The 22,099-nt window shown below is 73.7% G+C and carries 16 protein-coding genes; 13 read left to right on the forward strand and 3 right to left on the reverse strand.

Translation table 11 applies throughout. From position 1 onward, the window contains the following. Window positions 1-147: 147 nt before the first annotated feature. Complete coding sequence (miaB, locus tag AC07A6_RS00080; protein ID WP_362461474.1) at window positions 148-1,668, forward strand: tRNA (N6-isopentenyl adenosine(37)-C2)-methylthiotransferase MiaB; 1,521 nt, start codon at window positions 148-150, stop codon at window positions 1,666-1,668. Window positions 1,669-1,702: 34 nt separating this feature from the next. Then, window positions 1,703-2,425: a class III extradiol dioxygenase subunit B-like domain-containing protein gene (locus AC07A6_RS00085; protein WP_478775401.1), complete on the forward strand. Its 723-nt coding sequence runs from the start codon at window positions 1,703-1,705 to the stop codon at window positions 2,423-2,425. A 112-nt stretch (window positions 2,426-2,537) separates the two neighbouring features. Here the strand turns inward: AC07A6_RS00085 and AC07A6_RS00090 are convergent, their stop codons facing one another. Both AC07A6_RS00090 and AC07A6_RS00095 read right to left on the reverse strand, forming a co-directional pair. Next, window positions 2,538-2,783, reverse strand: a complete 246-nt coding sequence (locus AC07A6_RS00090) for an antitoxin (RefSeq protein WP_007266972.1) — start codon at window positions 2,781-2,783, stop codon at window positions 2,538-2,540. 22 nt (window positions 2,784-2,805) lie between these two features. After that, window positions 2,806-3,057, reverse strand: coding sequence for a hypothetical protein (locus AC07A6_RS00095; protein WP_362461480.1), 252 nt, complete (start codon window positions 3,055-3,057; stop codon window positions 2,806-2,808). 185 nt (window positions 3,058-3,242) lie between these two features. On the opposite strand from AC07A6_RS00095, the gene miaA reads away from it, so the two are divergent. The 6 genes from miaA to hflX all read left to right on the forward strand — a co-directional run bounded on the left by miaA (window position 3,243) and on the right by hflX (window position 11,606). Further along, window positions 3,243-4,181: a tRNA (adenosine(37)-N6)-dimethylallyltransferase MiaA gene (miaA, locus tag AC07A6_RS00100; protein ID WP_362461483.1), complete on the forward strand. Its 939-nt coding sequence runs from the start codon at window positions 3,243-3,245 to the stop codon at window positions 4,179-4,181. Between the two features lie 168 nt (window positions 4,182-4,349). Beyond that, a complete protein-coding gene (locus AC07A6_RS00105; RefSeq protein WP_478775402.1) occupies window positions 4,350-4,877 on the forward strand; it encodes a hypothetical protein in 528 nt (175 codons plus the stop codon). A gap of 93 nt (window positions 4,878-4,970) precedes the next feature. After that, window positions 4,971-5,846 carry a diaminopimelate epimerase gene (dapF, locus tag AC07A6_RS00110; protein WP_478775403.1) on the forward strand — a complete coding sequence of 292 codons (876 nt, stop codon included), beginning with the start codon at window positions 4,971-4,973 and terminating at the stop codon, window positions 5,844-5,846. A 140-nt stretch (window positions 5,847-5,986) separates the two neighbouring features. After that, window positions 5,987-8,074, forward strand: a complete 2,088-nt coding sequence (locus tag AC07A6_RS00115; RefSeq protein WP_386273363.1) for a RelA/SpoT family protein — start codon at window positions 5,987-5,989, stop codon at window positions 8,072-8,074. Between the two features lie 255 nt (window positions 8,075-8,329). Beyond that, entirely contained in the window at window positions 8,330-9,838 is a 1,509-nt protein-coding gene (locus tag AC07A6_RS00120; protein WP_478775404.1) for a M1 family metallopeptidase, read from the forward strand. A gap of 262 nt (window positions 9,839-10,100) precedes the next feature. Further along, window positions 10,101-11,606 carry a GTPase HflX gene (hflX, locus tag AC07A6_RS00125; protein ID WP_362461498.1) on the forward strand — a complete coding sequence of 502 codons (1,506 nt, stop codon included), beginning with the start codon at window positions 10,101-10,103 and terminating at the stop codon, window positions 11,604-11,606. 81 nt (window positions 11,607-11,687) lie between these two features. Here the strand turns inward: hflX and AC07A6_RS00130 are convergent, their stop codons facing one another. Further along, on the reverse strand, window positions 11,688-12,863 hold the full coding sequence (locus AC07A6_RS00130; protein ID WP_478775405.1) for a trypsin-like serine peptidase: 1,176 nt from the start codon (window positions 12,861-12,863) through the stop codon (window positions 11,688-11,690). 372 nt (window positions 12,864-13,235) lie between these two features. Here AC07A6_RS00130 and AC07A6_RS00135 point away from each other — a divergent pair, with 372 nt between their 5' ends. The 5 genes from AC07A6_RS00135 (at window position 13,236) to AC07A6_RS00155 (ending at window position 21,917) form a co-directional block, all read left to right on the forward strand. After that, window positions 13,236-14,600 (forward strand): diaminobutyrate--2-oxoglutarate transaminase family protein, encoded by a 1,365-nt coding sequence (locus AC07A6_RS00135; protein WP_478775627.1) that lies wholly within the window; start codon window positions 13,236-13,238, stop codon window positions 14,598-14,600. A 669-nt stretch (window positions 14,601-15,269) separates the two neighbouring features. Then, window positions 15,270-17,132 (forward strand): IucA/IucC family protein, encoded by a 1,863-nt coding sequence (locus AC07A6_RS00140; protein ID WP_478775628.1) that lies wholly within the window; start codon window positions 15,270-15,272, stop codon window positions 17,130-17,132. Between the two features lie 31 nt (window positions 17,133-17,163). Beyond that, a complete protein-coding gene (locus AC07A6_RS00145; RefSeq protein ID WP_362461504.1) occupies window positions 17,164-17,838 on the forward strand; it encodes a GNAT family N-acetyltransferase in 675 nt (224 codons plus the stop codon). Between the two features lie 199 nt (window positions 17,839-18,037). Next, window positions 18,038-19,894 (forward strand): IucA/IucC family protein, encoded by a 1,857-nt coding sequence (locus AC07A6_RS00150; protein WP_478775406.1) that lies wholly within the window; start codon window positions 18,038-18,040, stop codon window positions 19,892-19,894. Between the two features lie 52 nt (window positions 19,895-19,946). Further along, the gene (locus AC07A6_RS00155; protein ID WP_362461510.1) at window positions 19,947-21,917 is read left to right on the forward strand and encodes an ATP-dependent DNA helicase; all 1,971 of its coding nucleotides are present in this window, start codon (window positions 19,947-19,949) and stop codon (window positions 21,915-21,917) included. Window positions 21,918-22,099 lie beyond the last annotated feature (182 nt).

Below are 22,099 nucleotides of genomic sequence, written 5' to 3' on the forward strand. Positions count from 1 at the left end.
GGGGGCGTACAGGGCCCCCCCCACCTCCCCCGCCCCCCTGTCAAGGCCGAACCGCTCCGCCCTCCGGTCCCGACCCCTTGCGGCGGGACGGCCCGGACGGGCCCCCGGGCGGCCGCAGGGCCCTCCGGCACCGCCTACCCTTGTTGCATGACCAGCAGCAGCGACCGGAGCACGGCAGTGGTGGACCCCAAGGGAACTTACGAGGTGCGCACCTACGGGTGCCAGATGAACGTGCACGACTCCGAGCGGCTCTCCGGTCTGCTGGAGGACGCCGGCTACGTCCGCGCGCCCGAGGGCTCCGACGGCGACGCCGACGTGGTCGTCTTCAACACCTGCGCCGTCCGCGAGAACGCCGACAACAAGCTGTACGGCAACCTCGGCCGGCTCGCCCCGATGAAGACGAAGCGCCCCGGCATGCAGATCGCCGTCGGCGGCTGCCTCGCCCAGAAGGACCGCGACACCATCGTCAAGAAGGCCCCCTGGGTCGACGTGGTCTTCGGCACGCACAACATCGGCAAGCTGCCGGTCCTCCTGGAGCGCGCCCGCGTCCAGGAAGAGGCCCAGATCGAGATCGCCGAGTCGCTGGAGGCGTTCCCCTCCACCCTCCCGACCCGCCGCGAGTCCGCGTACGCCGCCTGGGTCTCGATCTCCGTCGGCTGCAACAACACCTGCACCTTCTGCATCGTCCCGGCGCTGCGCGGCAAGGAGGAGGACCGCCGTCCCGGCGACATCCTCGCCGAGGTCGAGGCCCTGGTCGCCGAGGGCGTCTCCGAGATCACCCTGCTCGGCCAGAACGTCAACGCCTACGGCTCCGACCTCGGCGACCGCGAGGCCTTCTCCAAGCTGCTGCGCGCCTGCGGACAGATCGAGGGCCTGGAGCGGGTCCGCTTCACCTCCCCGCACCCCAAGGACTTCACCGACGACGTCATCGCCGCCATGGCCGAGACCCCGAACGTGATGCCGCAGCTGCACATGCCGCTCCAGTCGGGTTCGGACCCGATCCTGCGGGCGATGCGCCGGTCGTACCGGCAGGAGCGTTTCCTCGGCATCATCGAGAAGGTCCGCGCCGCGATCCCGCACGCCGCGATCTCCACCGACATCATCGTGGGCTTCCCCGGCGAGACCGAGGAGGACTTCCAGCAGACGATGCACGTCGTGCGCGAGGCCCGCTTCGCCAGCGCCTTCACCTTCCAGTACTCCAAGCGCCCCGGCACCCCCGCCGCCGACATGGAGGGCCAGATCCCCAAGGAGATCGTCCAGGACCGCTACATGCGCCTGGTCGCCCTCCAGGAGGAGATCTCCTGGGAGGAGAACAAGAAGCAGGTCGGCCGCACCCTGGAGGTCATGGTCGCCGAGGGCGAGGGCCGCAAGGACGGTGCCACCGCCCGCCTGTCGGGCCGCGCCCCCGACAACCGCCTCGTCCACTTCACCAAGCCCGACGAGGACGTCCGCCCCGGCGACGTGGTCACCGTGGAGATCACCTACGCGGCCCCGCACCACCTCCTCGCCGAAGGCCCGACGCAGTCCGTGCGCCGCACCCGCGCCGGCGACGCCTGGGAGAAGCGCAACGCCGCCCCGGCCCAGCCTGCGGGCGTCATGCTCGGCATCCCGTCCATCGGCGTCCCGGCCCCGCTGCCGGCGGCCACCTCGGGCTGCGCGATCGACTGACCGGACGGGGGCCGGGGCGGCTAGGCTGCGGATCATGCTCGTAGCCGCCGCCGTCTGCCCCGCCCCGCCGCTCCTCGTGCCGGAGGTCGCCGCGGGCGCCGCCGCCGAACTCGACGACGCCCGTACCGCCTGCTCCGACGCGCTGGCCGTGCTCGCCGCCGCCCGGCCCGACCTGCTGGTCGTGGTCGGCGCCGCGGCCGAGGGCGGCGGGTACGACCAGGGCACCCCCGGCGGCTTCGCCGGCTTCGGGGTGGAGCTGACCGTCACCCTGGGCCCGGACCTGGGCGGACCGCCGAGCGGCGAGGCCACCGGTACCACCCTCCCGCCCTCCCTCGCGGTGGCCGGCTGGCTGCTCGGGCAGGCCCGCTGGGCGGCGGCCCCGGTCGCCGGGGTGGCCGTGGCCGAGGACCTCCCGGCCGGCGGCTGCGGCCTGCTCGGCGCTGACCTGGGCCGCTCCGCGGACCGGGTGGCCATGCTGGTCATGGGCGACGGGAGCGCCTGCCGGACCCTGAAGGCCCCCGGCTACCTGGACGAACGGGCCGCCGCCTTCGACGCCGCCGCCGGACGGGCGCTGGGCGCCGCCGACACCGGCGCCCTTGCCGCGCTGGACCCGGTGCTCGCCGCCGAGCTGCTGGCCGCCGGCCGGGCGCCCTGGCAGGTGCTCGCGGGGGCCGCGGAGGGCGCGGGCCTGGACGGCCGGCTGCTGTACGAGGACGCCCCGTACGGGGTCGGCTACTTCGTGGCCGCCTGGTCGTAGCGGGCGCGGGCGCAGGGCCCGCACGTACGCACGCAGGCACGTACGCACGCAGGCACGCACGCATGACGGAGGGGCGCGGGATCAACGATCCCGCGCCCCTACCGGTACCGCGTCAGGAAGCGGCCGGCGGCGTCGGCCCGCCGGGGGTGTCCTTGTGCGCGATCTTGCCCAGGGCGTCCTTCGCCTTGTCCGCGCCGGTCGTGATCCGGGCGCTGTACTTGCCGTGGGTCTTGGAGTCCACGACCTTGGCGACCTTGTCCAGGCCCTCGCCGATCCTGCCCTCGTGCTGCTGCGCGAGGTCGCCGACCTTGTCCTTCGCCGGAGCGAGCTTGGCCTTCAGATTGTCCATGAACCCCATGGGGCACCTTCCAGTGGCGTGACTACGTACGGGCGCCCTCGCCGGCCTCGCTGTCCGCGGCCGCCTCCACCGACTGCTGCTTCGGGATCTCCACGGCCTCCGCCGCGGGGGTCCCGGCCGCCGCAGACCCGGCTTCCCCGGCCTCCACGACCTCCTCGGTCCCTGCGGCCGGCTCGGTCTCCGCCTCCAGCGCCTCCGCCGTCCCGGCCTCGGCGGCGGCCGGCTCGGCCGCTACCTCTTCCTTGCGACGAAAAATCCGGTCAAAAACGCCCATGTCTACTCCCATAACGTTACTCGTGCGGGTGAAGTTCCGCCCTGGCCGCAACGGCCTCCACCACATGCGCGCCAGGCGCACGCCGGGCCGGAACCTCTTCAGGGCAACGACCCCGCCCGCACCCCGTCACCTCACCCGATCGGGTACATGACGGCGTCTTGACCGGGGGCTGCGAGACTGTGTCGGTGAGGAATGCAGCCCCCGCCCCGCGGGTCATCGCCGTCGTCGGTCCCACCGCGGCCGGAAAGTCCGACCTGGGCGTCGCCCTGGCCCGCCACTTCGACGGCGAGGTCGTCAACGCCGACTCCATGCAGCTCTACCGGGGGATGGACATCGGCACCGCCAAGCTGACGCTCGAAGAGCGCGGCGGGGTCCCGCACCACCTCCTCGACATCTGGGACGTCACCGAGACCGCCAGCGTCGCCGAGTACCAGCGCCTGGCCCGCGCCGAGATCGACAAACTGCTCGCCCAGGGGCGCACCCCCGTCCTCGTCGGCGGATCCGGCCTCTACGTGCGCGGCGCCCTCGACGCCATGGAGTTCCCCGGCACCGACCCCGAGGTACGGGCCCGGCTGGAGGAGGAGGCCGCCCTCCGCGGCTCCGGCGCCCTGCACGCCCGCCTCGCCGCCGCCGACCCTGCCGCCGCCGCCGCGATCCTGCCCAGCAACGCCCGCCGCATCGTCCGGGCCCTGGAGGTCATCGAGATCACCGGCAAGCCCTTCACCGCCAACCTGCCCGGCCACGAGTCCGTCTACGACACCGTCCAGATCGGCGTCGACGTGGCCCGCCCCGAACTCGACGAGCGGATCGCGCTGCGCGTGGACCGCATGTGGGACGACGGCCTGGTCGACGAGGTCCGCGCCCTGGAGGCCCAGGGGCTCCGCGACGGCATCACCGCCTCCCGCGCACTGGGCTACCAGCAGGTGCTGGCCGCCCTCGCGGGGGAGTGCACCGAGGACGAGGCCAAGGCCGAGACCGTACGCGCCACCAAGCGCTTCGCCCGCCGCCAGGACTCCTGGTTCCGCCGGGACCCCCGCGTGCACTGGCTCAGCGGAGCCGCCGCCGACCGGGGGGAACTCCCCGGACTCGCGCAGTCGTTGGTCGAACGAGCGGTCACAGCCTGATCACGTGATTGCATCGGGAAGCCCCGTGTGCCCGTCGCGGGCCCGGGTCCGTGCCATCATCAAACTTCTGAACAGCGGCGTACGAAGTCCGAGTGGGGAGGGCGCGTGGCTATGGAGGCCGGCCCTCGTGACACGGGGCGGGACGACACCAGGCGGGGAGCGGACCCGATGCTCCGAAGCGGGCCCGGCGAGCCCGGCCTGCCCGCCGGCCCCGGCACGCCGGACGCACCGGCGGGCCCCGGCGCCCCCCGGGGCGCCGACACGGGCGCCGACGGCCTCGGCCTGCCCGCCGAACCGGCCCGGCTGAGCCCCGACGGCCCCGACGCCCCCGAGCCCGGCTCGGAGGCGGCCGCCGGCCCCGAGTTCGAGGTCGAACTGCGCCCGCAGCGCCGCCTGCGCATCTGGCAGATCGCCCCCATCGTGATGCTGGCCGCCGCCGGCTCCCTGATGTTCGCCTTCCCCCTCGCCTTCGAGTTCGGGGACGGCGGCGCCGTCGTCGCCATGCTCGGCTTCCTCATCAGCTGCTGCGCGGGCGGCTGGGGCATGATGGCCGCGCGCCGCGTCGGCTACACCTGGCCCGGGCTGCCGCCGCGCGGCAGCGGCCGCCGCCCCGACTGGCGGATGGCCGCGCTGTACGCGCTGGTCGCGCTGGCCGTCGTAGCACTCGCCGTGTACCGGGTGGCCCGGCTGCGCTGACCGCGCCGCCCGGCCGCTCCCCCCCGGCGGCCCCGCCTGACCGCATGCTGATCCCGCAGGCCACGGCCCCGGCCCGCTCGGTACCATGAGCGGGTGACGCACACCACCCTCTCCTTCCTCAAGGGCCACGGGACCGAGAACGACTTCGTGATCGTCCCGGACCCGGACAACGCCGTCGACCTGCCCCCGACCGCCGTCGCCGCCCTGTGCGACCGCCGGGCCGGCATCGGCGCCGACGGTGTGCTGCACGTGGTCCGCTCCGCCGCCCACCCCGAGGCCGCGCACATGGCCGACGAGGCCGAGTGGTTCATGGACTACCGCAACAGCGACGGCTCCGTCGCCGAGATGTGCGGCAACGGCGTCCGCGTCTTCGCCCGCTACCTCCAGCACGCCGGCCACGTCGAGCCCGGCGACCTCGCCGTCGCCACCCGCGGCGGCGTCAAGCAGGTCCACCTCGACAAGACCGGCGACGTCACCGTCTCCATGGGCCGCGCCCTGCTCCCCGAGGGCGACGTCACCGTCTCCGTCGGCGAGCGCTCCTGGCCCGCGCGCAACGTGAACATGGGGAACCCGCACGCCGTCGCGTTCGTTGAAAGCCTCGACCACGCCGGCAACCTGTACAGCCCCCCGCCGTTCAGCCCCGCCTCCGCCTACCCCACCGGGGTCAACGTCGAGTTCGTCGTCGACCGCGGCCCGCGGCACGTCGCCATGCGCGTCCACGAGCGCGGCTCCGGCGAGACCCGCTCCTGCGGCACCGGCGCCTGCGCCGTCGCCGTCGCGGCCATCCGCCGGGACGGAGCCGACCCCGCCGAGAGCGGGCAGCCGGTCTCGTACACCGTCGACCTGCCCGGCGGCACCCTCGTCATCACCGAACACCCCGACGGCCGCGTCGACATGACCGGACCCGCCGTCATCGTCGCCTCCGGCGAGTTCGAAGCCGCCTGGCTCACCGAAACGGCTTTCGCCTGAAGATTCCCTCTCATGGGTGATCCGTTTCACGCTGAGCGAGAGGTGGACTGCGCCACGTGGTGGGGTCGGTAACATCAGGCACCGGCCCTGAGGGCTCACCCCATGCCCACCACCGCCGGTCGAAGCCGCCGGAGGTGCCCATGAGTGCAGAGGCCACGAACCCCGAAGCACATGCCGAGATGCGCCCTGAGCTGCGCAGACGAGGCCGTAGCCGACTAGATCTGCGCCGCCTGGGACGTGCGGCCCTGCTCGGGCCCACGTCCCGCGACCGCCTGCCCGACGCCATCGGGCACGTAGCAGAAGCCCACCGCGCCCACCATCCGGACGCCGACCTGTCCATCCTGCGGAAGGCCTACCTGCTCGCGGAGCACTCCCACCGCGGCCAGATGCGCAAGAGCGGTGAGCCGTACATCACACACCCGCTCGCCGTCACCCTCATCCTCGCGGAACTCGGCGCCGAGACCACCACCCTGACGGCCTCTCTCCTCCACGACACCGTCGAGGACACCGATGTGACCCTCGAACAGGTCCGGGAGGAGTTCGGCGACGAGGTCTGCTTCATCGTCGACGGCGTCACCAAGGTCGAGAAGATCGACTACGGGGCCGCAGCCGAACCCGAGACCTTCCGCAAGATGCTCGTCGCCACCGGCAACGACGTCCGCGTCATGTCCATCAAACTCGCCGACCGGCTGCACAACATGCGCACCCTCGGCGTGATGCGCCCCGAGAAACAGGCCCGCATCGCCAAGGTCACCCGCGACGTCCTCATCCCGCTCGCCGAACGCCTCGGCGTCCAGGCCCTCAAGACCGAGCTGGAAGACCTCGTCTTCGCGATCCTGCACCCCGAGGAGTACGAGCACACCCGCGCCCTCATCGCCGCCCGCGCGGGCCAGGACGACCCCCTCGCCGCCATCGCCGAATCCGTCCGCACCGTCCTGCGCGACGCCGGCATCACCGCCGAGGTCCAGGTACGCCCCCGGCACTTCGTCTCCCTCCACCGCATCTCCCGCCAGCGCGGCGAACTGCGCGGCTCCGACTTCGGCCGCATCCTCGTCCTCGTCGCCGAGAACGCCGACTGCTACGGGGTGCTCGGCGAACTCCACACCTGCTTCACCCCGGTCGTCTCCGAGTTCAAGGACTTCATCGCCGTACCGAAGTTCAACCTCTACCAGTCGCTGCACACCGCCGTAGCCGTCCCCGAGGGGTACGTCGCCGAGGTCATCGTCCGCACCCGCCAGATGCACCGCGTCGCCGAAGCCGGCGTCGTCGCCCTCGGCAACCCGTACGCCACCGCCGAGGCCGCCGCCACCACCGCCGCCGACTCCGACGAGGAACGCGTCGACCCCACCCGCCCCGGCTGGCTCTCCCGGCTCCTCGACTGGCAGCAGTCCGCACCCGACCCCGACACCTTCTGGAGCGTGCTGCGCGCCGAGCTCGCCCAGGACCGGGAGATCACCGTCTTCCGCGCCGACGGGGGCACCCTCGGCCTGCCGGCCGGCGCCAGCTGTATCGACGCCGCCTACGCGCAGCACGGCGAGGCGGCCCACGGCTGTATCGGCGCCCGCGTCAACGGGCGCCTCACCTCCCTCTCCTCCCCGCTCTCCGACGGCGACACCGTCCAGCTGCTCCTCGCGCAGGACGCCTCCTCCGGGCCCGCCCCCGACTGGCTGGAGCACGCCAGGACCCCGGCCGCCCGGATCGCCATCGGCAGCTGGCTCCAGACCCACCCCGACGGCCCCGGCCCCGCCACCGCCGCGCCCCGGGCGCCGCTGTCCGTACCGGGGCTGCGCGGCGGCGGGGGCAACGCCGTCGCCGACCTCCCCGACGCACACGTCCGCCTCGCCGGATGCTGCACCCCCGTACCGCCGGACGCGGTCGCCGGGTTCCTCGTACGCGGCGGGGCCGTCACCGTCCACCGGGAGCACTGCCCGGCCGTGGCCCAGATGCGCTCCCTGGGCCGCACCTCGGTCGCCGTGCACTGGCGGGCCACCGCGGACTGCCGGGTCACCCTCACCGCCGAATCGTTCGGCCGCCCGCACCTGCTGGCCGACCTGACCGAGGCCATCGCCAGGCTCGGGGTCGAGGTCGTCTCCGCCACCGTCGAGCCGCCCGTCGAACAGCGCGTCCACCACAGCTACACCCTGCAGCTGCCCGACGCGGCGGTACTGCCCGCGCTGATGCGGGCGATGCGGGACGTACCCGGCGTGTACGACGTCAGCCGGGTGTAGGGGGCGGTCGGAGAAGGGCCGGGGGGATCGGGGGGTCGGGTCGGGGGATCGGATATCGGGGATCCGGGGGAACAAGGGGCTGGGAAGGCTTTCGGGGAACCCTGGGGGTGTGCCGGGGGGATCGCGGGGACAGCGCGCGCAGGGGCGCGCACGCGGGGGCGTACGGAGCCCGCCGCCCGGCTCCGGCGCCCCGTTCGGGTGGAGTCGTCGCGCGCCGCTCGCGGGCCCGGGACACGCGCTGGTAAGCGGTGGTGGATGCAGCTCACCTCCCCGCGCCTGCGCGCCTCCCTGCTCGCGGCGGCCTCCCTCACCCTCGTCGCCGCCGTGCTGCCCCCGCCGAAGCCGCTGGGCATCGGCGACCGGCTCTTCCCCGAGCTGGGCAACCCCGGCTACGACGTCCTCTCGTACGACCTCTCCCTCACGTACAAGGACAACCGCAGCCCCCTCGACGCGGTCACCGCCATCGAGGCGCGCAGCCTGGAGCCGCTGGAGCGGATCAACCTCGACTTCACGCACGGGACGGTCGCCTCCGCCGAGGTCAACGGGCAGCCCGCACGGTTCGAGTCCGCCGGGGAGGACCTCGTACTGACCCCCGCGCACCCGGTCCCGGCGAGCGCGCCGCTGCACATTACCGTCCGGCACACCAGCGACCCGCGCGGCCGGGCCTCCGACGGCGGCTGGGTCGTCACCGAGGACGGCCTCGCCATGGCCAACCAGGCCGACGCCGCCCACCGGGTCTTCCCCTGCAACGACCACCCCGCCGACAAGGCCTGGTTCACCTTCCGCATCACCGCCCCCGACGGCTACAGGGCCGTGGCCAACGGGCTGCCCGGCGACCTCCCGGCCGCCCAGGCGGGCGGCACCACCGAGTGGACGTACCGGACCCTGCACCCGATGGCCACCGAGCTGGCCCAGGTCTCCATCGGCCACTCCGCCGTCCTCCACCACACCGGCCCGCACGGCCTGCCGCTGCGCGACGTGGTGCCCGCCGCCGACCGGGAGCGGCTGGAGCCCTGGCTGGCGAAGACCGCCGGGCACGTCGCGTGGATGGAGGAGCGCGTCGGCCGGTACCCCTTCGAGAACTACGGGGTGCTGATCGCCCGCGCGAAGACCGGCTTCGAGCTGGAGACCCAGACCCTCTCGCTCTTCGAGCACGGCCTGTTCGCCGGGGAGGCGGCCGGCTACCCCGACTGGTACGTGGAGTCCGTCATGGTCCACGAGCTCGCCCACCAGTGGTTCGGCGACAGCGTCACCCCGCGCACCTGGTCCGACCTGTGGCTCAACGAGGGGCACGCCACCTGGTACGAGGCCCTGTACGCGGACGGGCTCGGCAAGTACCCCCTGGAACGGCGGATGCGCGAGGCCTACCAGCGCTCCGACCAGTGGCGGGCCCAGGGCGGCCCCCCGGCCGCCCCCAAGGCCGCCGCCCCGGGCCAGAAGATCGGCTTGTTCCGGCCCGTCGTCTACGACGGGGCCGCGCTGATCCTCTACGCCCTGCGCCAGGAGATCGGCGCGGCGGCCTTCGACCGGGTCGAGCGTCGCTGGGTGGCGGAGCACAAGGACGGCATCGCCGGCACGGACGACTTCGTACGCCTCGCGTCCCAGGAGGCCGGACGCGACCTCACGGCCTTCCTGCGGCCCTGGCTGTACGGGGAGACCACCCCGGCGATGCCCGGGCACCCGGAGTGGGGCGGGCCGGCGGCCGCTGCGGCCCCGGGGAAGGCCCCGGCTGCGGCTGTGGCTCCGGCTGCCGGGAAGCCGTAGCGGCGGAAAACGGTATGACGGCCGGGGAACGGGCATGACACCATCGACGAGGCCGACGGGGGACACCCCCGGAGGGCCCCGCCGAGGCGTCCTGCCCCGCGGAATCCGGCTCCGGGGAATCCGGCTCCGGGAATCACCAGGCGGGACCACACGTTGGACGTGACAGTGTTATGTCACGCACAGCGGTACCTTTGGCCCTGGCCCAGCCGGCCGGCCGCCGGAACGGGCCGGCGCGACACCATCGAATCGACGTAAGGATCCAATGACCTCCTCTTCTTCCCCTTCCCAGGACCCGCGGGACGCGCAGGACGTGCGGGACTCGCAGCGCTTCACCGAGAGCCTTCGGGCCGATGCCCTGATGGAAGAGGACGTCGCCTGGAGCCACGAGATCGACGGAGAGCGGGACGGCGACCAGTTCGACCGCTCCGAGCGCGCGGCCCTGCGCCGCGTCGCCGGTCTCTCGACCGAGCTCGAGGACGTCACCGAGGTCGAGTACCGCCAGCTCCGCCTGGAGCGCGTGGTCCTCGTCGGTGTCTGGACCTCCGGGACCGTGCAGGACGCCGAGAACTCCCTCGCGGAGCTCGCGGCCCTCGCCGAGACGGCGGGCGCCCTCGTGCTCGACGGTGTCATGCAGCGCCGAGACAAGCCCGACCCGGCCACCTTCATCGGCTCCGGCAAGGCGCGCGAGCTGCGCGACATCGTCCTCGAAAGCGGGGCCGACACCGTCGTCTGCGACGGCGAGCTCAGCCCCGGCCAGCTCATCGCGCTCGAGGACGTCGTCAAGGTCAAGGTCGTCGACCGGACCGCCCTCATCCTCGACATCTTCGCCCAGCACGCCAAGTCCCGAGAGGGCAAGGCGCAGGTCGCACTCGCGCAGATGCAGTACATGCTGCCGCGACTGCGCGGCTGGGGCCAGTCGCTCTCCCGGCAGATGGGTGGCGGCGGCGGTGGCGGCATGGCCACCCGAGGCCCCGGTGAGACCAAGATCGAGACCGACCGGCGCCGCATCCGCGAGAAGATGGCGAAGATGCGCCGGGAGATCGCCGAGATGAAGACCGGCCGGGACATCAAGCGGCAGGAACGCCGCCGCAACAAGATCCCCTCGGTCGCCATCGCCGGCTACACCAACGCCGGCAAGTCCTCCCTGCTCAACCGCCTCACGGGCGCGGGCGTACTGGTGGAGAACGCGCTGTTCGCCACCCTCGACCCGACCGTGCGCCGGGCCGAAACCCCCTCCGGCCGCGTCTACACCCTGGCCGACACCGTGGGCTTCGTCCGGCACCTGCCCCACCACCTCGTCGAGGCGTTCCGCTCCACGATGGAGGAGGTCGGCGACTCCGACCTCATCCTGCACATCGTGGACGGCTCGCACCCGGCACCGGAGGAGCAGCTGGCGGCGGTGCGCGAGGTCATCCGCGAGGTCGGCGCGGTCAACGTGCCCGAGATCGTGGTGGTCAACAAGGCGGACGCCGCGGACCCGCTCGTCCTCCAGCGGCTGCTGCGCATCGAGAAGCACTCCATCGCCGTCTCGGCCCGCACCGGCCAGGGCATCGAGGAACTCCTCGCGCTCATCGACACCGAGCTGCCCCGGCCCGCCGTCGAGGTGGAGGCCCTCGTGCCGTACACCCGCGGCTCGCTGATCGCCCGGGCCCACGCCGACGGCGAGGTGATCTCCGAGGAGCACACCGCGGAGGGCACCCTGCTCAAGGCCCGGGTCCACGAGGAACTGGCGGCGGAACTGGCGCCGTACGTGCCCGCCAAGCACTGACGGCGACACGCCGCACGGCCACACATGACGGAGGGCCCCCGCAGGTGCGGGGGCCCTCCGTCATGTGTCATGCCCGGCAGGTCACTTGAACTTGGCGCTCACCGCGTCGTAGATGCCCTTGGCCTCGGGACCGAGCTTCGGCCCGGCCAGCCAGCCGGCCTTCGCCGGACCGATCGAGGTGTTCGACACCAGCGCCGGCTTGCCGTCGGCACCCGCCGCGACCCAGCCGCCACCGGACGAACCGCCCGTCATCGTGCAGCCGATGCGGTACATCACCGGGTCGGCCTGCTTGAGCGCCAGCCGGCCCGGCTTGTCCGCGCACTGGAACGCCTTCTGCCCGTCGAACGGAGCCGCCGCCGGGTAGCCCGTCGCCGTGATGCTCGCGACCTTGCCCACCGCCGGAGCGTTGAACTCCACCGGAAGCGCCGTACCGACCGTCTCCTCCAGCGACTTGCCGCCGCCCTTCTCCGGCGTCACGTGCAGCACCGCGAAGTCGTACGGGGCACCCGCGCCACCCGTCGGACCGCCCGTCGCGATCCACTGGTCCGAGGTCTGCGCCCAGTCGCTCCACCACACGCCGTACGGGGCGACCTGCTCGCGCGGCGCGCCCTTGAGCGCCGCCGCCGGCTTGCCCGCGTTGTTGTAGGACGGGACGAAGGCGATGTTGCGGTACCAGCCGCCGGCCTTGCCCGCGTGCACGCAATGGCCCGCCGTCCAGACCATGTTGGACTTGCCCGGGCGGGCCGGGTCCTTCACCACGGTGGCCGAGCAGACCATCGAGCCCTCGGGGCCGTCGAAGAAGACCTTCCCGGACGCCGGGACGCTGGAGTGGTACGGCGAAGCCGCCGGCTGGGCCGTCACCGGAGCCGGGGTCGGGTCGGTGACACCCTGGTCCTTGCCGGCGTCCGGGTCGACGGCCGGGCGCTGCGGCTGCTCCGCGTCACGCATCCGGTCCGGGTCCCAGAGGCCGTCGATGATCGGGTTGACGTAGTCGCCCGCCTCGCGGAGCCAGTCCTCCTTCTTCCAGTTCTTCCACGCGCCCCCCTTCCACTTCTCCAGGTCGAAGCCGTGCTGCTTGAGCCTCTCCTTGAGCTCGTCGGGGATCTTGATCCCGTCCGCCGCGCCGGACGGCGGGGGCGCAGCCACGGTCGGCTTGGCGTCGGCGCCGGCCTCCCCGTCGCCGGGTCCGCAGGCCGAGGCGGTCAGCGCGAGCGCGGCCGCGCAGAGGATCGCGGTGACCGGTCGGTTCGGTCGCATGTCGTAAGCCCCCAGGAGTTTCGAGGTGTTGGGACGGAGTCGATCGGGGTGGATCGCAGCACCCCACTATGCCGCCGAGGCATAGGACGGCGGGCGCCGGGTCGATGGTTCCTGCCGCGCAGGCCCGGCCGAACCGCAAGGATCTTCGGTCCACCCGTGATCCGAAGCCGTCACCGTCGTTGGTACGTACGGGGGATGGTGCAGCAGCGTTCGTGTTCGAGGCGCAATCCGGAAGAGCAACCTGCGGGAGGACCGACAGTCGTGGCCGTGACCGAACCGACCGCCGCCGATGCCCCGGCCCGGGACGCAGCCGAGGCCGCGGGAGCACCTGCGGCCGGGGGCCCGGCCGGGGGTGTGGCCGAGGCAGGGGGCGTGGCCCAGGCGGCACCACCGACGCCGACGCCCGCGGGGACGCAGGTCCCGGCGCAGGGCGGACGGAGAACCGCCTTCGCCGAGGGGATCCTGCGCAGGCAGGCGTCGCGGGAGTCCGCCGCCCGGACCTACGCCCGCTCGCTGCCCATCGTCCCCGTGCGCGCACGGGGGTTGACGATCGAGGGCGCCGACGGGCGGCGCTACCTCGACTGCCTCTCCGGCGCGGGCACCCTCGCCCTCGGGCACAACCACCCGGTCGTCCTCGAAGCCGTCCGCGGGGTCCTCGACTCGGGCGCTCCGCTGCACGTCCTCGACCTGGCCACCCCGGTCAAGGACGCCTTCACCACCGAGCTCTTCGAGAACCTGCCCGCGGAACTGGCCGCCGACGCCCGCGTGCAGTTCTGCGGCCCCGCCGGGACCGACGCCGTCGAGGCCGCCCTGAAACTGGTCCGGGCCGCCACAGGACGCACCGGGCTGCTCACCTTCACCGGCGCCTACCACGGGATGACCGCCGGAGCCCTGGAGGCCTCCGGCGGCGCCGGCGACGTACGGGTGACCCGGCTGCCCTACCCGCAGGACCACCGCTGCCCGTTCGGGGTGGGCGGCGCCGAGGGCGCGCGGCTCGGGGCCCGCTGGACCGAGACCCTGCTCGACGACCCCAAGGGCGGGGTGCCGCTGCCCGCCGCCATGATCGTCGAGCCGGTGCAGGGAGAGGGCGGGGTCCACCCGGCCCCCGACGCCTGGCTGCGCCGGATGCGGGAGATCACCGCGGCCCGGGGCATCCCGCTGATCGCGGACGAGGTGCAGACCGGGGTGGGCCGCACCGGCGCCTTCTGGGGTGTCGACCACGCCGGGGTGGTCCCCGACGTGATGGTCCTGTCCAAGGCCATCGGCGGCAGCCTCCCGCTGGCCGTGATCGTCTACCGGGCCGAACTGGACGTCTGGGCCCCCGGTGCCCACGCCGGAACGTTCCGCGGGAACCAGCTCGCCATGGCCGCGGGCACCGCCACCCTCGCCTACGTCCGCCGCAACGGACTCGCCGAGCGCGCGGCCGCGCTGGGAGAACGGATGCTCACCGCACTGCGCGGCCTGGCCGCGGAGCAGCCGTGCGTCGGCGACGTACGGGGCCGCGGACTGATGATCGGCCTCGAACTCGTCGACCCCGACACCGGCGCCGCCGCACCCGCACTCGCCGCCGCCGTGCGCCAGGAGTGCCTGGACCGCGGCCTGATCGTCGAGCTCGGAGGCCGCCACTCCAGCGTCGTCCGCCTGCTGCCCCCGCTGACCCTGACCGACGAACAGGCCGCAGCCGTCCTGGACCGGCTGGCCGACTCCATCCCCGCCGCCGCCCGCCGGCCCCACTGACCGCACGCCGAAGGACCCCCGATGCCGGACCCCTCCACCACCCCCCGCCCCACCACCCCGGAAACCCCGCCCCCCACCCCCCTAGCCGGCCTCACCCCGCCCCCGGCCCCCCTGGCACCCGCCACCCCGGCCCCGGCCGCCGTCCAGGCCTCGGCCCCCCAGTCGCCCGCCGCCCCTGCTCCGGCCGGTACCCCGGCTTCGGCCGTCACCCCGGCGTCGCCCGTCACCCCGGCGTCGGCGCACCCGGCCCCGGATGCCGCCCCCGGCGGGCTGCCGCCCACCCCCGCCGAGCTCGCGCAGGCGGCCTCCGGCGGGGTCGCCCCCGCGGCCGCGGGGGGCCCGGGATGGCCGGCGGGCGGGCCCGGTGACGCCCCGGGGCAGGACGTCGCCGCACAGGCGCAGCCCGCAGCCGCCCCCGACCACCAGGCGGTCCCGGTGCGCCCGGCGGACGCGCCCGCCCCGGTGCGCCCGGACGGTTCCGGCCGGCCGCCCGGCGCCGGGCACCCCGCCGGTCCGCCACAGCCCGCGGCACCCGCCGCCGCGCAGCTGCCGCCGGAGCCCTGCCCGCACCCGGCGCACCCCGAGCTGTCCGCGGCATCCCCGGCCGGCGAGCGGGACCGGGAGCAGGCGGCCCCCGGCCGGGCCCGGGCCGGAGCGGAGGCCGGGCCCGTGCCCGGAGTCCCGGCTGCGCAGGCCACCCCGGCCCATGCCCCGCCGGGCACCGTGCCCAGGCAGAAGGACGGCACCCTCCGCCCCCGGGTGGGCGGCACCGGACCCACCGGCCCCGACCCGGCGACGCTGCCCGACCTGCTGGACCACCCCGACCCGGCCACCGCGGCCGAGTCCGCGACGGTGGAGAACCTGCTGCGGTGCTGGGTCCGCGAGAGCGGCATCGGCCGCCCCGACGGGCCCGCCGGCACCCTGCTCCGCATTCCCCTCCCCGCGTCCGGGGCCGCGCTGCTCGTCCCCGTCCGGTACTGGTCCCCGGCAGGCTGGCACCGGTTCGGCCCCGCCCGCCTCGAAGGCGCCCCCGCCCATGCCCCCGCCGTGGACGCCGTCACCCTCGCGGGCCTGCTCGCCCGCGAGGGCGACGGCCGCAGCGGCACCGACCTCGTAGGCCGGGTCGCCGACTCGGTGCGCCGCACCACCGAGTTCATCGCCGACCGCCGCCAACGCCCCACCGGCCCGGCCCCCGTCGCAGGCGACCGCTTCCTCACCGCCGAACAGTCACTCCTCCTCGGCCACCCCCTCCAACCGGATCCCAAGAGCCGCGAAGGACTCTCGGAAGCCGAAGTACGCCACTACTCACCCGAACTCCACGGCTCCTTCCCCCTGCACTGGATCGCGGTCGCGCCCGAGGCCCTCGCCACCGACTCCGCCTGGACGGAACGGGGCCGCCCGGTATCCGCCGCACAGCTCCTCGCCCGGCTCGCCCCCGGCCTCCCACTGCCCGCCGGCACCACCGCCCTTCCCCTGCACCCCTGGCAGGCCCGAGACCTCCTCCAGCGCCCCGCCGTCACCGCCCTCCGCGACGCGGGACGCATCACCGACCTGGGTCCCCACGGCACCCCCTGGTACCCCACCTCCTCCGTCCGCACCGTCCACCGCCCCGGCGCCCCCGCGATGCTCAAGCTCTCCCTCGGACTGCGCATCACCAACTCCCGCCGGGAGAACCTCCGCAAGGAACTCCACCGCGGCGTCGAGGTCCACCGGCTGCTCCGGACCGGTCTCGCAGAGCAGTGGCAGACCGCCCACCCCGGCTTCGACATCGTCCGCGACCCCGCCTGGGTCGCCGTCGACGCCCTGGACGGCACCCCCGTCCGGGGATTCGACGCCGTGCTTCGCCACAACCCCTTCCGCTCCGACGACGACGCCGTGTGCGTCGCCGCACTGACCTCCCTCCGCCCGTGGCCCGGCCGGACCACGATGCGCTCCCGGCTCGCCGACACCCTCTCCCGGCTCGCGCTGACCACCGGCCGGCCCGTCGCCGCCGTCGCAGCCGAGTGGTTCCTGCGCTACCTCGACCACGTCGTCCTGCCGGTACTCGCCTTCGACGCCCTCGCCGGCATCGCCCTCGAAGCACACCAGCAGAACACGCTGGTGCTCCTCGACCGGGCCGGCTGGCCCGTCGGCGGCCGCTTCCGCGACAACCAGGGCTACTACTTCCGCGACTCCCGGCGAGCCGAACTGGAGCGACGCCTCCCCGGGATCGGCGGCGCCAGCGACACGTTCGTCCCGGACGCCGTCACCGACGAACGCTTCGCCTACTACTTGGGCATCAACAACGTGATCGGCCTCATCGGCGCCTTCGGATCGCAGCGGCTCGCCGACGAGCGCGTGCTCCTCGCCGCCTTCCGCCGCTTCCTCGGCAAGGCCTCGGGCCTCGGCCCGGTCCCCGCACGGCTCCTCGACTCACCCACCCTGCGCTGCAAGGCGAACCTGCTCACCCGCCTCGGCGGGCTCGACGAGCTCGTGGGCCCTGTCGACACCCAGTCCGTCTACGTCACCATCACCAACCCCCTCCACGACTGACGCGCTCCCGCCGACACCGAGAAGAGCCCCGATGCCTCCCACGGACACCACCACGAGCACCGCCGACGGCCCCGCCTCCCAGGAGGCCACCGTGCACCGCTTCGCCGTCGGACTGCTGCCGCTGCTCGCCGAGGCGGACCTCCTCGACTCACCGGCGGGCTGGGGTGCGGTCCCGACACCGGCAGGGCCCTTCCGCCTCGAACCCGTACGGCCGGGCCGGGACCTGGAACTGCTCACCGGCTGGATGAACGATCCCGAGGTGGCCGCCTACTGGGAACTGGGCGGGTCGCCCGCCGTCACCGAAGCCCACCTGCGGGCCCAGCTCGACGGCGACGGCCACAGCATCCCCTGCCTCGGCTTCCTCGACGGCGGTCCCATGAGCTACTGGGAGATCTACCGGGCCGATCTCGACCCGGTCTCCCGCCACTACCCGGCGCGCTCCCACGACACGGGTATCCACCTGCTCATCGGAGACGGCACGAACCGGGGCCGGGGCCTGGGCACCACGCTGCTGCGAGCCGTCACCGAGCTCGTCTTCGACAACCGCCCCCGATGCACACGCATCATCGCGGAACCGGACATTCGCAACACCCCCTCCGTATCAGCCTTCATGAATGCCGGCTTCCGCTATTCCACGGAAATCGAACTCCCCGAGAAACGAGCAGCACTGATGATCCGTGAGCGGGCGCTGCGCAATCTGCTCTGATCGCCGCCCGGCCATCCCGTCCGGCCATCCCGCCCGGTCATCCCGTTCGATCCGGACCCGGTTCGTCGGCCCTCGGCCCTGGGGTCTCGGTTCTCGCTTCTCGCAATCTCGGTATTCGCTTCTCGGCATTCGGTTTTCACAGCTCTCATCTCCAGAACTCCGCGTCGCTCAGCAAGGTTCCCGATATCCGAGGAGTCCCGTGCCGAATTTCCCCGCAGCCCCCGACCCGGCCGAGCACGCCGTTCCTCCGTCGCCCCAGCACCCGTGCACGCCCCCCGAAATCAACCAGCCCACCTGGGACTTCGCGGCGCGCCGACTGCTGGCCAAGATGCTCGGCGAGTTCGCGTACGAGGACATCGTCCGCCCCGAACCCGTGCCCGCGGCCGCCGGCGACGCCTGGACCCTGACCCTCGACGACGGCAGCAGTCTGGGCTTCCGCGCCCGCCGGCGCGCCTACGGCAGCTGGCAGGTCACGCCGGACACCATCACGCTGACCCCGCCGGGCCCCTCCACCGAGCCCCCGACCACGTTCGGGGACCCGTACGGCTTCCTCGTCCGGGCCCGCACCCTGCTGCGCATCGACGGGCCGACCCTCGGCCACCTGATCCACGAGCTCAGCTCCACCCTCGCCGCCGATGCCCGGCTCGACCACCACGCGCTCACCGCCGACGTCCTCGCAGACCTGGACTACGCGGCGCTCGAAGGACACCAGACCGGCCATCCCTGGCTCGTCGCCAACAAGGGCCGCGTGGGGTGGTCCGCCGCGGACGCCGCCGCCTGGGCCCCCGAGGCGCGCACCCGGCAGCGGCTGCCGTGGCTCGCCGCCCACACCTCCCTGGCCGAGTACCGGGGCACCGCCGGCCTGGAAGATCCGGCGCGGCTCTACGCGGCAGAGCTCGATCCCGCCACCCGTGCGGCGTTCGACCGGATCCTCCGCGACCGGGGCCTCGACCCGCTCCGCTACCTGTACCTCCCCGTACACCCCTGGCAGTGGGACGAGATCGTCCTGCCCCTCTTCGCGCCCGCCCTCGCCTCCGGCGCCCTCGTGCCGCTCCCCGCCGACCCGGACGACAGGATCCCGCAGCAGTCGATCCGCACCTTCCTCAACCTCACCCGTCCCGACCGGCACAGCGTCAAACTCCCGCTGTCCGTCTTCAACACCACCGTCTGGCGCGGACTGCCCAGCGACCTCAGCGTGGCCGCGCCCGCCGTCACCGCCTGGATCCACTCGCTCCGCGACGCCGACCCCTTCCTGCGCGACGAATGCCGGGTCGTACTGCTCGGAGAGGTCGCCTCGGTCACCGTCCGCCACCCCGTGTACGACGGGCTCCCCGAGGTGCCCTACCAGTACAGAGAGTTCCTCGGCGCGATCTGGCGGGAGCCGCTGGCGGGCCGGCTCGACCCCGGCGAACGCGCCCGCACCCTCGCCGCCCTCCTCCACGTCGATCCGCGCGGGCGTTCCTTCACCGCCGAACTCGTCGCCCGCTCCGGCCTCACCCCCGAGGCCTGGCTGCGCAGCCTCTTCGCGGCCCTGCTGCCCCCACTGCTGCACTTCCTCTACCGCTACGGCACGGTGTTCTCCCCGCACGGCGAGAACACCGTCGTGATCTTCGACGAGCGGGACGTCCCCGTCCGCCTGGCCGTCAAGGACTTCGTGGACGACGTCAACATCAGCAGCACGCCCCTGCCCGAGCACGCGTCCATGCCCGACGAGGTGCGGGCGGCGCTGCTCGCGGAGCCGCCCGGCTTCCTCACCCAGTTCATCCACTCGGGACTGTTCATCGGCGTCTTCCGCTACCTGTCCGCCCTCTGCGACGACCGGCTCGGCGTGCCCGAGGGCGCCTTCTGGTCCCTGGTGCGGGCGGAGATCCTCCGCCACCAGGCCCGCTTCCCCGAGGACAAGGAGCGCCACCGCCTCTTCGACCTGCTGACGGAGCGGATCGACCGGCTCTGCCTGAACCGGAACCGGCTGCACGCGGACGGCTACCGCGACCGCCCGGACCGCCCGGGCGCAGTCGTCCACGGCACCGTGCCCAACCCCCTGCACGGCCCCTGAAGAGTGATCGATGCGGTCGCTGTCGGTGGCGCCCCGTAGGGTTGGCAGTGCTATGACGAAGCCCTCCCTCACCGACCTGCTGCACGCCGCCGTCTCCGCCGTCGGCGGCACGGAGCGGCCCGGCCAGGTGGCCATGGCCGAAGCCGTCGCCGAAGCGATCGACGACAACTCCCATCGGCTGATCCAGGCCGGCACCGGCACCGGCAAGTCCCTCGGCTACCTGGTGCCGGCCCTGGCGCACGGCGAGCGCGTGGTCGTCGCCACGGCGACGCTCGCGCTCCAGCGCCAGCTCGTCGAGCGCGACCTGCCGCGCACGGTCGAGGCGCTCCACCCGCAGCTGCGCCGGCGGCCGCAGTTCGCCATGCTCAAGGGCCGGTCCAACTACCTGTGCCTGCACCGCCTCCACGAGGGCGTACCGCAGGACGAGGAGGAGGGCCTCTTCGACCAGTTCGAGGCGGCCACCCCGACCAGCAAGCTCGGCAAGGACCTGCTGCGCCTGCGCGACTGGGCGGACGAGACCGAGACGGGCGACCGCGACGACCTCACCCCCGGCGTCTCCGACAAGGCCTGGAGCCAGATCTCCGTCTCCTCCAGGGAGTGCCTGGGCGCCACGAAGTGCGCGTACGGGGCCGAGTGCTTCGCGGAGGCGGCCCGTGAGCGGGCCAAGCTCGCGGACGTGGTCGTCACCAACCACGCGCTGCTCGCCATCGACGCCATCGAGGGTGCCCCGGTGCTCCCGCAGCACGAGGTGCTGATCGTGGACGAGGCGCACGAGCTGGTCTCCCGCGTCACCGGTGTCGCGACCGGCGAGCTCACCCCGGGGCAGGTCAACCGGGCCGTGAAGCGTGCCGCCAAGCTGGTCGACGAGAAGACCGCGGACTCCCTGCAGACCGCCGCCGAGACCTTCGAGCGGGTGATGGAGCTGGCGCTCCCCGGCCGTCTGGAGGAGATCCCCGAGGACCTCGGCTACGCGCTGATGTCGCTGCGCGACTCCGCACGCAACGTGATCTCCGCGATCGGTGCCACGCGGGACAAGTCCGTGCACGACGAGGACGCCGTCCGCAAGCAGGCCCTCGCCGCCGTGGAGAACGTCCACACGGTGGCGGAGCGGATCACCAACGGCTCCGAGTACGACGTCGTCTGGTACGAGCGCCACGACCGTTTCGGCGCGACCCTGCGGGTCGCCCCCCTCTCGGTGTCGGGGCTGCTGCGCGAGAAGCTCTTCGAGGACCGCTCGGTGGTCCTCACCTCCGCCACCCTCAAGCTCGGCGGCGACTTCAACGGGGTCGCGGCCTCGCTGGGACTCTCCCCGGAAGGGGTGGAGGGCGAGGGCGTGCCGGTGTGGCGGGGCCTGGACGTCGGGTCGCCGTTCGACTACCCGAAGCAGGGCATCCTCTACGTCGCCAAGCACCTGGCGACGCCGGGCCGGGAGGGCACCCGCGGCGACATGATGGACGAGCTGGCGGAGCTGATCGAAGCCTCCGGCGGCCGCACCCTGGGCCTGTTCTCCTCCATGCGCGGCGCCAAGGCCGCCGCCGAGGAGCTGCGCGGGCGGCTCGACAACCCGATCCTGCTCCAGGGCGAGGAGACGCTCGGCGAGCTGATCAAGACTTTCGCGGCGGACCCGAAGACCTGCCTGTTCGGCACGCTGTCCCTCTGGCAGGGCGTGGACGTGCCCGGGCCCAGCTGCCAGCTCGTGATCATGGACAGGATCCCGTTCCCGCGCCCCGACGACCCGCTGATGAGCGCGCGGCAGAAGTCGGTCGAGGAGAACGGAGGCAACGGCTTCATGGCGGTCGCGGCCACCCATGCCGCCCTGCTGATGGCCCAGGGCGCCGGCCGGCTCGTACGGGCCTCCGGTGACCGGGGCGTGGTGGCGGTCCTGGACCCCCGCCTGGCCACGGCCCGGTACGGGAGCTTCCTACGTGCCTCGCTGCCCGACTTCTGGTACACGACGGACCGCAACCAGGTCCGCCGCTCGCTGGCCGCCATCGACGCGAGCGCGAAGGCCGACGGCAAGTAAGCCCGACGGCAAGTAAGCCCGACGGCAAGCAGGGCCGACGGCAGGCAGGGCGGCCCGGTCACGGCCCCGGAGGCGGCCGGGTAGGCCCGTAGGGGCGGTGTGGGCATACGCGCGCCCGCGGGGACGGGTGGCGGTAGCGCCCGCAGACATGGAGCAGCTCCGGGACCGGCGCAGGGGGTCCC

This window comes from Streptomyces sp. NPDC044002 (assembly GCF_056434525.1).